This is a genomic window from Nonomuraea sp. NPDC003709 (assembly GCF_040610775.1).
Classification (GTDB): Bacteria; Actinomycetota; Actinomycetes; order Streptosporangiales; family Streptosporangiaceae; genus Nonomuraea; species Nonomuraea angiospora_A.
The window spans coordinates 69,210-82,807 of sequence record NZ_JBEXMW010000016.1; the positions used below are offsets into that span (position 1 = coordinate 69,210).

Consider the following 13,598-nt stretch of genomic DNA (forward strand, 5'->3'; position numbering starts at 1 on the left):
TCGGTTACACGCGTCCCACCAGATGTAACCGGTCGGTGTGATCCAGGTATCCCCGATCGCCGGTCCGGATGAACCCGTCTCTCGCGAACACCGCATGATCGGTGTTCTTGCCAACGTAGCCGCTCATCACAGCCTCGGAGCGGAGGAGTACCTCGCCTTCGTCCTCATCTGACAGTACGCGTCCGTCGGCGCTCCTGATCGACACGTCCACACCGCCTCGTGGCCTGCCGACACAGACCTCGGCGTCCTCGGGCGGATCGTCCGGCCGGGTGCCGAGCCCCAGCCCGGCTTCGGGGCAGATGTAGCGGTTGCACACGGGCACGCGGTATCTGTCCCGCAACGCCCTGATCAGCTTGGGCGGGGCGGGCGCGCCGGCGGACAGGACGAGGGCCAGGTCCGGCAGGTCCCCGCCGCAGGCCAGGATGCGCGAGAGCTGGTACGGGGTGCCATGGAGCACGTCGATCCCGTGCTCGCGGATCACCTTGATCGCGGCGTCCGGGCTCCATTCGGGCAGGACGTGAGAGGTCCGCCCGGTCTGCAGGAACATCGGCAGCCGCGTGACGAACCCGAGCCGGCCCAGCGGATGCGGCACCAGGCGCGCGTCGCCCGTCCCCCAGCGCGTCCCCGCCCCGTGGGCTCTGATCGCCTCCAGCTGCTTGTTGCCGAACACGACCCCTTTGGGCGGTCCCGTCCTGCCCGAGGTGAACGTGATCACGACCGGTCGTGCGGGGTCCGGCGGGAACGGCGGCGGTGGCGGCTCCCGCCTGCACAGGCTCCCGAGCCGGACGGGGCCGCCGCGCTCGATGGGCAGCGTCACCACGTCGAGCCCGGGCAGCGGCGGGAGCACCCCGGGGGCGGTGATGACGATGGCCGGGTCCAGCCGGGCCAGCAGTTCCGGCCGCTCGGTCCCGATGCCGGCCGTCACCGCGTCGATCTTCGCGGCCGCCACGTAACAGATCACGAACTCGGGCCCGTCCGGGAGTGCCAGCGCCACGACGTCGCCGACGCGCGTCCCCCGATGGGCCAGCCCGGCGGCCACCTGGTCGGAGAGCCGGTCCAGGTCGGCGAAAGTCAGCACGGCGGAGCCGGTGACGACAGCGGCGCGCCCCCCGAATCTACGTGCGGCCTCCCCGGCCAACAGGCGCAACATGGCAGCTCCTGGGGCAGATGGCGCTAATTTGACCCTACCCGCCCTGGAGCCCCGGCAGACGTTCTCACCTTGCCGGAAAGGGAGTTCACTCCCTCAAGAGAGCCTCGGCCGACGTGCGGAGCGTCAGCTTGTCCACCTTGCCGTTCACGTTCACCGGCAGCGAGTCCACCACCACGACCCGCCTGGGCACCTTGTAGTTGGACATGTTGTCCCTGGCCCAGCCGATCAGCCCCGCCGGATCGACAGCGGCCCCGGGCCGCGGAACGACGTACGCCACCCCCGCCTCCCCCCTGGCCGGGTCCGGCACGCCCACGACCGCCGCCTGCGCCAGCGAACCCTCCCGCAGCAGCAGCGACTCCACCTCGGCCGGCGAGACGTTGAACCCGTTGACGATGTAGAGCTCCTTCTTGCGGTCCACGATGGCCAGGTTGCCCGCCGGGTCCAGCACCCCCACGTCCCCCGTGTGCAGCCACCCGTCGCCGTCCACGACCTCCGCCGTCCGCGCGGGCTCGCCCCAGTACCCCCGCATCACCCCGTAGCCCCGCTGCAGGATCTCCCCGCGCTCGCCGGCCGCGACCTCCTTGCCGTCGTCGTCCACGATCCGCACCTCGATCCCGGGCACGGTCCGGCCGGTGGTGTTGGCGATGACGTCGATGGGGTCCCCGGCGCGGGTCATGGAGACGACCGTGCCCTCCATCAGCCCGTACGCGTTGATCATCCGCTCCAGCCCGACCCGTTCCACCAGCCGCGTGATCAGGCGGGCGGGGACGGCGGCGGCGCCGCAGATGGCCACGCGCAGCGAGGACACGTCCCAGGACCCGCTGTCCAGCTCGTCCAGTATCCGGTGGAAGAGCGTCGGCGGGCCGGCCAGCACCGTGATCCGCTCGGAGGAGATCAACGACATCACGGCGTCGGGCGTGAAGACGGGGATCGGCATCATCGTGGCCCGGCGCAGGACACAGGCGATGAGCCCCGCGTTCAGCCCGAACCCGTGGCTGAACGGGGCGACGATCGGATAGCGGTCGCGCTCGTCGAGGGTGACGATCTCGGACCAGTCCCAGTAGCCGCGCAGGACCTGGGCGTGGTCGATCATGACGCCCTTGGGCACGCCCGTGGTGCCCGACGTGGACATGATCTCGCACAGGTCGTCAGGGCGTACGGCGAGCGCCCGCCCCTCGGCCTCCCGGGCGGAGACCCGCGTGCCCAGGGCGCGTAAGTCGTCCGGGCGGTGCAGGCCGGAAAGGGGCGGCAGCAGGTCGGCGAGGGGGGCGGCCGACGGGCCCGCTCCGGTGATGAGCACCTTGGCGCCGGTCTTCTCGATCAGCTGGGCGGCCTCGATGCCCTTGAAACGGGACGAGAGCGGCACGATGACCGCCCCCGCGTCCCAGATCCCGAACGCGTGCCGCACCCAGAACGCCGAGTTCACCCCCCACATCGCCACCCGGTCACCGGGTCCGACACCGAGGGCGATGAGGCCGCGGGCGATCTCGGCCGCCGAGGCCCGCAGCTCGGACAGTGTCGTCCGCGTGCCGCCCTCGGCGACCACGACGGCGCCGGGGTGGTTCTCTGCCTGGTCGCGAAGCATGCGGGGGAGCGTTCCCCAGTCCGGCATCGGTGCCATGTTGCCCCTAGGTGATGAGAGCGCGGTCCCTTCCGAGGTGGTGGCCGCGCAGGTCGTTCACCGTGCCCGGCGCGGGGCTCTCGGAGACGTCCTGGGCGATCTCCACGTCGATCGAGATGGGCGTCAGCGCCCGGACGGCCTGCTGGATCCGCGACTTCCACATGGGGTTGCGGACCAGGCTCTCCCGGCTGAACGTGACCGTGAGCACGGCCGCGTCCAGCGTCCCCTGGCGGCTGATCGACAGGTCCCAGCCGGACACGCCGTCGACCTTGGACAGCGCCTTCTCGATGCGTGGCAGCGCCAGCCACACGCCTCTGACCAGCACGTGGTCGCCCACCGTGTGGGCCGGTGCGGGTATGCCCGCACTGTCCAGCCGGGCGACCTGGCCGGTCCTGAACACGGTGTCGCCGGCCGCGGAGGTGACGACCAGCTCGGCGAGCTCGGCCGCAGGGTCGGGGGAGTCGTCCTTGGTCAGCGCCGCCAGGCCCAGCACGTCGTCGGCGAGCGGGGTGAGCGGCTCGTCCTCCGACGCCCGCCACGCCAGGGCGCCGCCGGTGAACGGGCTCGCGAACACCTCCGTCACCCTGGCCTCGAACTCTCCCGCCAGGTGGGCGATCGTCCGCTTGGAGGCGATCTCGCCGGTGAGGACGATGTTCCTGATCCCGAGGTCCAGCGGGTCCAGCAGGAACTCCAGATGCAGGCGGGCCAGGAAGTCCATCGCGCCCGTCGGGGTGCTGACCAGGGTGGAGGCCTTGAGGGCGGTCAGCGCATGGTGCAGGCGCATCCGGCCGCGCGGGCCCACGTCGGCGGCGGCCTCGGCCACGTCGGCCGCGGCGGCCGTCCAGAGCGCGCCGGCGGGTTCGGCGAGTGCCACCACGACGCGCTCGCGCTCGCCGACCCCGCACTCACGCAGGGCCTTCGCGGTCAGCACGTGGTCGCGGGGGTCCAGCGGGACGACGCTCGACAGGTCGGGGGAGACGAGCAGGAGCCCGGTGGCGGACCGCGCGGCGGCGCCGAGGTCGTCACGGGTGAGCCAGCGGGCCATCAAAGCACCACCTCCGTACGGTCGGGCATCCGGGGCGTCCGGGGCGTCCGGGGCGTCGGGCGAGGGCGGGCCGTCAACGCGCCACCTCGGTCATGAACAGCGTCATCGAGTCGCAGACCCGGTCATGCGCCAGCCCGCCCACCTGCGCCTGGATGATGAGGTCCGTCGCGCCCGCCTCGGCGATCCTGGCCAGAGCCTTGCGCGAGCCCTCCACGTCGTCGACCACCACCATCAGGTGCTCGCGCAGCGTGGCCATGGACTCGTCGGGCGGCATCCCGGCCGCGAGCTGCCCCAGCACCCGGTGGGTGGCGTGGCGGGCGTCGTAGTAGTCGGGCGGGGTGACGAGGTTGACCTGGCGGCGGATGTACCACAGGACGGCGTCGGCGGCCGAGGCGGTCGCCTCGTCGCGGGTGGGGGCGACGTACCAGGGGATCATCAGGGCGACGCGGCGGCTCGCGGGGTCGAAGCCGTGCTCCGCCAGACATTCCCGATATTTCGTGATGTCGGAGGCCACGTCGTCGATGCCCTTGAGCATCGTCATACCGAGCAGGTTGTACCCGTGCTTGGCCGCCGCCAGATAGCCCTCCAGCGAGGTCGACGCCACCCACACCGGCGGGTGCGGCCGCTGGGCCGGGCGCGGGTAGACGGCCACGTCGGGGATCTCGAAGAACTCGTTCGACCGGCTGATCGGCTCGCCGTCGGCCTGCCAGATGGCCAGCGTCGCCTCCAGCGAGTCCTCCCAGATCTGCCGCGACTTCTCGAACGGCCGCTGGAACGCCTGGTACTCCAGGGGCGAGGCCCCCCGTCCCGTGCCGAACTCCACCCGGCCGCCGCTCAGCACGTCCAGCGTGGCGACGCGCTCCGCCGTGCGGATCGGGGACTGGAACGGCAGCAGCACCACGCCGAGCCCCAGATGGATGCGCTCGGTGCGCTGCGAAATGGCGGCCAGGACCAGGTCGGGTGCGGAGGAGTGGGAGAAGCCCCTGGTGAAGTGGTGCTCCACGAACCAGGCCGTGTCGAACCCCAGCCGGTCGCCCAGCACGACCTGGTCGACCACGTTCTGGAACGTCTGCTGCTCCACTTCGCGGGTGCGACCGCGGACCTCCAGCTCATACCCCAGGCTGATCCGTAGGGACGTCATCGCGCCTCCGAAGTAGGAAACCAAGCGCTCGCTTGGTAGAGCGTATCAGCAGCGAAGACTTGCGGGAAGGGCGCGTGCCCGATCAGAGTGGATGGCTGTGAAGCGAAAGCGCGCGCTGCGGCGGCCTAAGGACGGCCCGTACCCCGATTCCGCCGACGACGACCTCTCGCTCACCAGCGCCCGCAGGTATGAGGCGTTCGGCCGGGTGATGGCCGCGCTGGCGACCGAGGCCGAGTTCATCGAGTCGTGCCGCGACCTGACGTGGTGGCGAGGGGCCGATCACAGCTGGCACATCGAGTGGCGCGACGGGCCGTACGCGTCCGAGGTGGCCTCACTGCTGGTCCAGCAGGTGCGTGACCCCGACTACGACGGCCCGCTCGTCACCGAGGCCGGCCCGGGGAGCAGCGGTTCGGCCGTGCTCGACGTGATGGGCGTGCGGTTCGAGCTGCGCGCCATCGACCCGATCGGGCGGGCCACCGTACGGGAGCGGCCCGGCTTCTGGCGCCTGGCCGAAGCCCTCGACACCACCCGCCGCACCAACACCCGCCACCCCTGGGAAGAACTGCTCGGCGGCTGACCCCGCCCCCGACGGCACTTTTTGTAGGTTCCCGCGCCCAGCACCGCCACCGCCGTGTCCCGCCTCCTACGGGACCTCCGCCACCCCCACTTCCCTCCTCCTCCAAAGGGGCCTCCGCCGGAGTGCGGCGGGATGCGGGAGCGCTAGGCGAGGGCGTGGGCCGCCAGGCGGGCGCGATGGGCTTGCGGCGGCCCGAAAAGCTGAGCGTCCGAGGTGGCCCGCTTGAGGTAGCGGTGCGCAGGATGCTCCCAGGTGATCCCGATCCCGCCGTGCACCTGGATGTTCTCGCCCGCCGCCGTCAGATACGCCTCCGTGCAGTACGACCCCGCGATCGCCGCGTACACCTCGTCGACCGCCGCCGCCCCCGCCGCCGACCTGGCCGACTCCACCACCAGCAGCAGATCGGCGAGCTTGTGCTTGATCGCCTGGAACGACCCGATCGGCCGCCCGAACTGCCGCCGCCGCTTCGCGTGCTCCACCGCCATCTCCAGGCACCGCTGAGCCCCGCCCACCTGCTCGGCGGCCAGCGCCGCGATCCCGAGGTCGCGTACGCGGGGCCACGACGAGCCGTCGCCGAGCCGCCGTACCGGGGTGTCCTGGAAGGAGAGCTCCTGCAGCGGCCGGCTCTCGTCCATGGTCCGGTACGTCCTCGCCCGGACGGGCACGGCCGCCACCAGCAGCCCATCCACGTAGACCAGCGCCAGCTCGCCCGCCAACGCGTACGGGACCACGCCCGTGAGCAGGCCGGACTCCAGCCGGAGGGCACCCTCGCCCGGCGGCACCACGGTCGCGGTCGTGGCGCCGTCGGCCAGCGCCGGGAGGAGGTCGTACGCCCCGCTCGCCGTGAGCGCCTCGACGGCCATCACCGCCGTCTGCAGGAAGGGGTGGGGCGACAGCGCCCGGCCCAGTTCCTCGCTCACGGCGGCCATTTCGGCCGGACCGCATCCCGCGCCGCCGTGTTCTTCGGGGACGAGCAGCCCCGCGATCCCCACGTCGTGCGCGAAAGCCTGCCACTGTGCGTCCGGCCGGTCGGCGAGGTAGTCGCGGACGACGGCGCGGAGCTCATCGGGGAGTGCCACGAGGAAATATTAACCAAGCGATTGCTTGTTTGGCATTCGGGTGACCGAAATTTGCCTTTTTTGTACAGTCACATAATCTGGCAATGGTCATCCCAAGGGTTACCCGGGGGAGGGTTGACCAGGGAAATGGATATGGACGACACCAGCATCGACTACGCCGACCTCGCCGAGTACGACCGGCGACAGCGCGGCATCGAACGTCACCTTCTGTCGGCTTTCTTCGGAGGACTCGCCGTCGGGCTCGTCGGCATGCTCCTCGCCGGCAAGGGTCCCGCGTGGGTCGGTCAGATCTATGACCCGTACGTCTACCTCGGCCTGTCGCTGGCCGTGGGCGCCACGGCGTCGGGGTTCGGGTGGGCGTTGCTGACGACGTTCCTGGCCGTCGCGTCCACGCTGGTCGCGGCCATGGGCACGAGCGCGCTGAGCGGCAGTATGGCCTTCGACGTCGTCGGAGGCAGCGCCGCCGGGCTCAACTGGACGCTCGCCCTGCTCGTCGCCTTGGGCCTGCTGGCGTTCACCACCCGCAGGGAGGACGTCTGGGGCGACCTCGCGGCGGGCGCGGTCGGCGCGGCGCTGATCGCGGACGTGGTGGACCGGGCGACGCCGGGGTTCATCGACAGTGAGCGGTCCTTCTGGCCGGTCCCGGCGCTGTTGATCGGGTTGCTGTCCGTCGCGCTGGTGTTCATGCTGCGCAGGAACGCCTGGGGCCGGGTACGCGCGCTGGCGCTGTCGGCGGTGTTCTCCGCTCTGTTCACGGCGTTTCTGGCCGCCTTCGTGTCCGGCTGGAGCCCGTTGACGGTCTGAGTCCTGCGGCACCTGTGGATAAGCTCGCGCGCGGCGCCACCCGGAGTCGATAGCCTGTAAGCCTTCACATCCAGGTTCGAGCAAGGAGTAGCCGTGTTGCTGCGCATGTCGTCGTTGTTTCTTCGCACCCTGCGGGACGACCCGGCAGACGCGGAAGTGCCGAGCCACAAGCTCCTGGTCCGCGCCGGCTACGTTCGCCGGGTGGCACCCGGCATCTACTCCTGGCTGCCCCTCGGCAAGATGGTGCTGGAGAACGTCGCCAGGATCGTCCGCGAGGAGATGAACCGGATGGGCGGCCAGGAGGTGCTCTTCCCCGCCCTGCTGCCCCGCGAATACTACGAGGCCACCGGCCGGTGGACCGAATACGGTGACACGCTCTTCCGGCTCCAGGACCGCAAGGGCGCCGACTACCTCCTCGGTCCCACGCACGAGGAGCTCTTCACCGACATGGTCAAGGGCGAATACTCCTCGTACAAGGACTATCCGGTCACCCTCTACCAAATCCAGACCAAATACCGCGACGAGGCCCGGCCCAGGGCGGGCATCCTGCGCGGGCGCGAGTTCCTGATGAAGGACTCGTACTCGTTCGACCTCGACGACGACGGGCTCAAGCACTCCTACGAGCAGCATCGCGACACCTACATCCGCACGTTCGACCGGCTCGGCATCGACTACAAGATCGTGTTCGCCCAGTCGGGGGCGATGGGCGGGTCGGCGTCGGAGGAGTTCCTGGCGCCCACGCCCACGGGCGAGGACACGTTCGTGGCCTGCCACTCGTGCGGCTACGCGGCCAACGCCGAGGCCGTCGTCACGACCGCGCCCGCCGCCCGTCCGGTCGAGGACGCGGCGCCGCTGCAGGTCATGGACACGCCCGACACCCCGACCATCGAGACGCTGGTGTCGTACGTCAACGAGCACCATGGCCTGTCCGTCACCGCCGCCGACACGCTCAAGAACGTCGTGGTCAAGGTCACCACGCCGGGCTCCGACAAGGTCGAGACCCTGATCATCGGCGTGCCCGGAGACCGCGAGGTCGACTTCAAGCGCCTGGAGGCGGCGCTGGCGCCCGGCGAGCCCGCCATCTTCGAGGCCGCCGACTTCGCCAAGCACCCCGGGCTCGTACGCGGCTACATCGGGCCGCAGGTCCTGAGCTCGCTCGGCATCCGCTACCTCGTCGACCCCCGGGTCGTCACCGGCACGTCCTGGGTGACCGGCGCCAACGAGCCGGGCAAGCACGCCGCCAACGTGGTGGCCGGGCGCGACTTCACCCCCGACGGCACGATCGAGGCCGCCGAGGTACGCGCCGGCGACCCCTGCCCCCGGTGCGGCTCCGGCCTGTCCATCGACCGCGGCATCGAGATCGGCCACATCTTCCAGCTCGGCCGCAAGTACGCCGACGCCGCCGGCCTCGACGCCCTGGGCCCCGACGGCAAGCCGATCCGCATCACGATGGGCTCCTACGGCATCGGCGTCTCCCGGGCCGTGGCGGTCATCGCCGAGCAGGCCCACGACGCGCTCGGGCTCGTGTGGCCCCGCGAGGTCGCTCCCGCGGATGTGCACATCGTCGGGACCGGCAAGGAAAACCAGGTGGAGGCGGCCCTGGAGCTGGGAGCCGAGCTGGAGTCGCGCGGGGTGCGGGTGCTCGTGGACGACCGGCCTTCGGTTTCGCCGGGGGTGAAGTTCAAGGACGCCGAGCTGCTGGGACTGCCGACCATCGTGGTGGTCGGGCGCGGGCTGTCGCAGGGGGTCGTGGAGCTTCGGGACCGGGTCTCCGGTGAGAAGTCGGAGATCCCCCTGTCCGAGGCCGCCGACCGCATCATCGCCGCCCTCGCCTGACCTACGCCTTCGCGCCGGGCCCCACGGGGCCCGGCGCATCAACCCGCCTCCGGGGGTAACGCACCCTTGGAGGTGGGGCACCCTCTCGTGGGGCTCCGGGGCCCGGGAGGCGACGCCGCTTCTTGGGGGCGACGCCGCGCCCACCTCCCGCCACCACGACGTGCCGGGCGCTTGAGCACCGCTCACGTGGTTGGCCGCCGTCCATGTGCGCCGGGCTCCGCCGCACGCCGTCCCACCGACGCGGCGCGTTCGGGGGGTCTCCCCACGGTTGTGGCGATTGGGGACGTCTCCCACTGCGATGCCGCGTTGCGTCATACCGACCACCGCCCCATCGCGCCGCCGCCCCACCCCGTTGCGCCGTCCCGCTCCGCTTCCGGTGGACGGCGCTTCCCTTGAACGGCGCTGTGGTCGGACGTCGTCGCGTGCCGTTCCGACGAGGTGATGCGGGGGAGGCACGCGAGTGACGGGCTCGAGGTATCAGGCGATGGGCATGGGGGTTTTGGTGCGGCGGCGGAGCAGGGGTGGGCCGATGAGGCAGGCGGCTGCGATGAGCAGGATGGCCAGGGAGACCGGGCGGGTGACGAAGATCGAGGGGTCGCCCTCGCTGAAGGCCAGGGCGCGGCGGAACTGGACCTCCATCAGCGGCCCCAGCACCGCTCCCAGGATCAGCGGCGCCACCGGGTACCGGGCCCGGTGCAGGATCCAGCCCAGCAGCCCGAACCCGTACGCCACCAGCACCTCGAAGATGCTCTGGGAGATCGAGTAGACCCCCAGCGTGGCGAAGGTCAGGATGGCGGCCGTGAGGAGGGCGGCGGGGACGGTGAGGAGCTTCACCCAGACCCGGATCAGCGGCAGGTTGAGCACCAGCAGCATCACGTTCCCGATGTAGAGGCTGGCGATCAGCGTCCACACCAGCACCGGTTGCTGGTCGAAGAGCTGTGGCCCGGGCTGCACGTTGTAGATCTGGAACGCGATCAGCAGCATGCTCGCCGTGGCCGACGTCGGGATGCCCAGCGTCAGCAGCGGCACCAGGACCCCGGAGAACGCCGCGTTGTTGGCCGCCTCGGGCCCGGCCACGCCCTCGATCGCACCCTGGCCGAACTCCTCCTTGTGCTTGGACAGCCGCTTCTCGACGTTGTAGCTCAGGAACGTGGGAAGCTCGGCGCCTCCGGCGGGCAGCGACCCGATCGGCAGGCCGAACAGGGTCCCGCGCAGCCAGGGCTTCCACGACCTGCGCCAGTCCTCGCGGGTCATCCCCACTTTCCCGGAGACCGCGACCGGAGGTTGCGCCGGCTGGTGCCGGGAGGCGGCCGTGGAGATCGCCTCCGCCACCGCGAACAGCCCCACGGCGACCGCCACCACCGACAGCCCCTCGTAGAGGTCCGGCACGCCGAACGCGAACCGCGGCTGCCCGGTCATCTGGTCGATCCCGACCATCCCGATCGTCAGGCCGAGGAACAGGCTCGACAGCCCTCGTACGATCGAGTCCCCCATGAGCGAGGTCACCGTCACGAACGCGAGCACCATGATCGAGAAGTACTCGGCCGGCTGGATCAGCTTGGCGATGTTCGACATGCCGGGGGCCAGGAACGTGATGACGACCGTCGAGATCGTGCCCGCCACGAACGACCCGATCGCCGCCGTGGCCAGAGCCGCCCCCGCCCGGCCGCGCCTGGCCATCGGATAACCCTCGAGCGTCGTGGGGATCGAGGCCGTCTCGCCCGGGATGTTGAGCAGGATCGCGGTCGTCGAGCCGCCGTACATGCCGCCGTAGTAGATCCCGGCGAACATCACGAACGCCCCCACCGGATCGAACACGAACGTCAGCGGCAGCAGCAACGCGATCGTCGTGGCGGGCCCGAGCCCGGGAAGCACGCCGACCAGCGTGCCGACGGTGACGCCGAGCATGGCGAGCAGCAGGTTCTGCAGGCTCAGCGCGTGGCCGAAGCCGTCCAGCAGGTTGCCGAGCACGTCCATCTCAGATCGCCAATCTGACCAGGCCCGGCGGCAGCGAGATGCCGAGGAGCCGGTCGAACAGGAAGTACGTGGCCAGCGCCAGCGCCAGCCCCACGAGCACGTCGCGCACCAGCCTCCTGCTGCCCAGCACCCTGGCGACGGCGACGAAGAAGGCGGTGGTCGCCTGCCAGTAGCCGGCCGGGACCAGGAGGAGCGCGTAGCCGGCCAGGCTGCCGATCAGGAGGAGGACGGAGGGCCAGTGCGGCTTCTCCGCCACCTCACCGCCGGCATCGGTGGTGGCGGGGGCCGGCTCCCGCGTACCCGGTCTGAAGGCCTGGACGACCCCGATGACCGACACCACCGCCAGCCCGACCCCCACCAGCAGCGGGAACGCGCGCGGCCCCACCGCCTGGTAGCCCTCGCCCTGCGGGATCGCGAACGCCTGGGCCAGCACCACCACGGCCGCCGCCAGGAAGCCGAGCGAGACGATCCGCTGGGTCACTTGCCGAGCCCCAGTTCGCCCAGGATGGTGGTGACCTGGGTTCGCTGCTGGGCCAGCACCTGGCCGAACTGGTCGCCCGGCTGCCAGTCCTCGACCCAGTTGTTGCGCTCGAGCACCTTCTTCCAGCAGGGGGTCTGGCGCACCTTGTCCAGCAGTCCGACGACGTCCTGCTGCTGCTCCTTGGTCAGCCCGGCGGGAGCGAGTACGCCGGCCAGCGTGGAGATCGCCGCGTTGGCCAGGCCGAGCTCCTTCATCGTGGGCGCGTCGATGCCCGCGACCCGCTGCTCGGAGTCCACCGACAGCACCCGCAGCTCGCCCGCGGTGATCTGCGCGCGCAGCTCGGCGACGGTGTCGATGCCGGCCGTGGCGGCGCCGCTGAGCAGCAGGTTCAGGGACTCGCCGCCGCCCGCCGTGGGCACGAAGTTGACGTCCTTGGCGGCGACGTTCCGCTCCTTGGCGAGGCCCGCCACCGTCATCTGGCCGGGCCCGCCGAGCGAGCCGCCCGTCCACTTGACGCTGTGGGGCTTGGCCTCCATGGCGTCCAGCAGCGACTTCAGGTCCTTGTACGGCGACTTCGCCGCCACCACGATCGCGGTCGGCCCCCGGCTCAGCCCGGCCACGGGGGTGAGGGTGGCCAGGTCGACCGGCGACTTGTTGTTCACGATGCCGCCCAGCATGGTCACGCTGTCCATGACCATGAGCTGGTACGGGTCGCCCTTCTTCTTGGCGAACTGGGCCAGCCCGATGGTGCCGCCCGCGCCGGGCACGTTCGTGACCGTGGTGTCCACGTCGGCCACCTTGCACTCGCTGAGCGAGCTGGCGATGCCGCGCGCCCGTGTGTCCCAGCCGCCGCCGGGGCTGCCCGGCGCCATGATCGCCAAGGGCTTGCTGGGATAGCCGCCACCCGAGTCGGTGGCCTCGCCCACGGCGCAGCCGCTGAGCGTCACGGCCACCGCGGCGGCGGCCAACAGCTTGATCTTCATGATGACTCCCGGGGGGTGAGGATCGATGCGAAGAAGTCCTTGACCGGCTCGAGCACCGACATAGGGTCGTGACCCACGCCAGGCACGACGTCGAACCGCACGTCGATGCCATGGGCCTCGAAGTTGTCGCGCAGCGCCTTGAGCCGTTCGATGCGGGTGACCCCGTGGGCGTCGGCGCCGTCCATCCAGTTGGAGTCGCCCTGGTTGTTGATCTCCCAGGTCTCCACGTCCGCACTGCCCACGACCATCTGCACCGGCACGTCACGAAGCTCCTCGAATCTGGGAGCGCTGCCGAACTCCTCCTCGAACCCCTCCAGCCCGATCCACCACGGGCTGCTGTGATCGATGTACGTTATCCGCCCTGGTGCACCGATTGACAATCCGGTGAGCCGGTCGGGGTGCAGGTAGGCGAAGCGGTGCACGAACTGGCCGCCGCCCGAGAACCCGTGCAGGAGGAACCGCTCGGTCCGTACGTTGAAGCGCTCGCCGATCTCCTCGACCATGGCCAGCAGCGCGTGGTCGAAGCGGATGTCGCCGTACTTGAGGAACTTGAAGCTGTGCAGGTCGTAAGGGTCGTCGCCGATGCCGGCGGGGAAGAGCGGGGCCAGGACGAGGCAGCCGTGCTTCTCGGCCCACTCGGCGAAGTTGTCCCGGTACTGCGGGCCGCGCCGTCCCGTGCCGTGCTGCAGAACCGCCAGCGGCAGGGGAGCGCCGTCCTGGTCGTGCGCCGACGGGACGTACAAGCAGTAGGAGAGCCTCTGGTCGTACCTCGACGCGAATACGGTCGTCGCACCCGCCGAATAGAAGCCGGTCGGATGCTTGACCACGTGCAGTTCCTCAGCCATGACGCCACAGCCTGGGCAAACGCCGGGTGACTCTCAAGCAGATTGTCGTCAACGCGGTA

The 13,598-nt window shown here is 70.8% G+C and carries 12 protein-coding genes; 3 read left to right on the plus strand and 9 right to left on the minus strand.

The features are described from left to right. Nucleotides 1–4 precede the first annotated feature (4 nt). The 4 genes from ABZX61_RS39420 to ABZX61_RS39435 form a co-directional block, all read right to left on the minus strand. On the minus strand, nt 5–1,150 hold the full coding sequence (locus ABZX61_RS39420; RefSeq protein WP_355201557.1) for an AMP-binding protein: 1,146 nt from the start codon (nt 1,148–1,150) through the stop codon (nt 5–7). 85 nt (nt 1,151–1,235) lie between these two features. Then, a complete protein-coding gene (locus tag ABZX61_RS39425; protein WP_355201559.1) occupies nt 1,236–2,762 on the minus strand; it encodes an AMP-binding protein in 1,527 nt (508 codons plus the stop codon). Nucleotides 2,763–2,778: 16 nt separating this feature from the next. Next, nucleotides 2,779–3,816, minus strand: coding sequence for a hypothetical protein (locus ABZX61_RS39430; protein ID WP_355201561.1), 1,038 nt, complete (start codon nt 3,814–3,816; stop codon nt 2,779–2,781). A 73-nt stretch (nt 3,817–3,889) separates the two neighbouring features. Further along, on the minus strand, nt 3,890–4,957 hold the full coding sequence (locus ABZX61_RS39435; RefSeq protein WP_350724612.1) for an LLM class flavin-dependent oxidoreductase: 1,068 nt from the start codon (nt 4,955–4,957) through the stop codon (nt 3,890–3,892). Nucleotides 4,958–5,048: 91 nt separating this feature from the next. Between ABZX61_RS39435 and ABZX61_RS39440 the strand changes: the two genes are divergently transcribed. Continuing rightward, nucleotides 5,049–5,534 carry a hypothetical protein gene (locus ABZX61_RS39440; protein ID WP_350724614.1) on the plus strand — a complete coding sequence of 162 codons (486 nt, stop codon included), beginning with the start codon at nt 5,049–5,051 and terminating at the stop codon, nt 5,532–5,534. Nucleotides 5,535–5,677: 143 nt separating this feature from the next. Here the strand turns inward: ABZX61_RS39440 and ABZX61_RS39445 are convergent, their stop codons facing one another. Continuing rightward, a complete protein-coding gene (locus tag ABZX61_RS39445; protein ID WP_355201563.1) occupies nt 5,678–6,613 on the minus strand; it encodes an acyl-CoA dehydrogenase family protein in 936 nt (311 codons plus the stop codon). A gap of 132 nt (nt 6,614–6,745) precedes the next feature. Here ABZX61_RS39445 and ABZX61_RS39450 point away from each other — a divergent pair, with 132 nt between their 5' ends. Together ABZX61_RS39450 and ABZX61_RS39455 are read left to right on the plus strand one after the other, a co-directional pair. Further along, nucleotides 6,746–7,417 (plus strand): hypothetical protein, encoded by a 672-nt coding sequence (locus tag ABZX61_RS39450; RefSeq protein ID WP_355201565.1) that lies wholly within the window; start codon nt 6,746–6,748, stop codon nt 7,415–7,417. Nucleotides 7,418–7,510: 93 nt separating this feature from the next. Beyond that, nucleotides 7,511–9,253, plus strand: a complete 1,743-nt coding sequence (locus tag ABZX61_RS39455; RefSeq protein WP_355201567.1) for a proline--tRNA ligase — start codon at nt 7,511–7,513, stop codon at nt 9,251–9,253. Between the two features lie 477 nt (nt 9,254–9,730). On the opposite strand, the gene ABZX61_RS39460 is transcribed toward ABZX61_RS39455, so the two are convergent. The 4 genes from ABZX61_RS39460 to ABZX61_RS39475 are packed head-to-tail and all read right to left on the minus strand — an operon-like array spanning nt 9,731 to nt 13,539. Then, complete coding sequence (locus tag ABZX61_RS39460; protein WP_355201569.1) at nt 9,731–11,230, minus strand: tripartite tricarboxylate transporter permease; 1,500 nt, start codon at nt 11,228–11,230, stop codon at nt 9,731–9,733. Nucleotide 11,231: 1 nt separating this feature from the next. Further along, a complete protein-coding gene (locus ABZX61_RS39465; protein WP_355201571.1) occupies nt 11,232–11,711 on the minus strand; it encodes a tripartite tricarboxylate transporter TctB family protein in 480 nt (159 codons plus the stop codon). Next, the gene (locus ABZX61_RS39470) at nt 11,708–12,694 is read right to left on the minus strand and encodes a tripartite tricarboxylate transporter substrate binding protein (RefSeq protein WP_355201573.1); all 987 of its coding nucleotides are present in this window, start codon (nt 12,692–12,694) and stop codon (nt 11,708–11,710) included. The genes ABZX61_RS39465 and ABZX61_RS39470 overlap by 4 nt, the downstream gene beginning before the upstream one ends. After that, on the minus strand, nt 12,691–13,539 hold the full coding sequence (locus ABZX61_RS39475; protein ID WP_355201575.1) for a hypothetical protein: 849 nt from the start codon (nt 13,537–13,539) through the stop codon (nt 12,691–12,693). The genes ABZX61_RS39470 and ABZX61_RS39475 overlap by 4 nt, the downstream gene beginning before the upstream one ends. Nucleotides 13,540–13,598 lie beyond the last annotated feature (59 nt).

Excerpts from the sequence above, each read along its gene's own strand:
- ABZX61_RS39420 (WP_355201557.1), bottom strand. The coding sequence starts at position 1,150 with ATGTTGCGCCTGTTGGCCGGGGAGGCCGCACGTAGATTCGGGGGGCGC.
- ABZX61_RS39425 (WP_355201559.1), bottom strand. The coding sequence starts at position 2,762 with ATGCCGGACTGGGGAACGCTCCCCCGCATGCTTCGCGACCAGGCAGAG.
- ABZX61_RS39430 (WP_355201561.1), bottom strand. The coding sequence starts at position 3,816 with ATGGCCCGCTGGCTCACCCGTGACGACCTCGGCGCCGCCGCGCGGTCC.
- ABZX61_RS39435 (WP_350724612.1), bottom strand. The coding sequence starts at position 4,957 with ATGACGTCCCTACGGATCAGCCTGGGGTATGAGCTGGAGGTCCGCGGT.
- ABZX61_RS39440 (WP_350724614.1), top strand. The coding sequence starts at position 5,049 with ATGGCTGTGAAGCGAAAGCGCGCGCTGCGGCGGCCTAAGGACGGCCCG.
- ABZX61_RS39450 (WP_355201565.1), top strand. The coding sequence starts at position 6,746 with ATGGACGACACCAGCATCGACTACGCCGACCTCGCCGAGTACGACCGG.
- ABZX61_RS39460 (WP_355201569.1), bottom strand. The coding sequence starts at position 11,230 with ATGGACGTGCTCGGCAACCTGCTGGACGGCTTCGGCCACGCGCTGAGC.
- ABZX61_RS39470 (WP_355201573.1), bottom strand. The coding sequence starts at position 12,694 with ATGAAGATCAAGCTGTTGGCCGCCGCCGCGGTGGCCGTGACGCTCAGC.
- ABZX61_RS39475 (WP_355201575.1), bottom strand. The coding sequence starts at position 13,539 with ATGGCTGAGGAACTGCACGTGGTCAAGCATCCGACCGGCTTCTATTCG.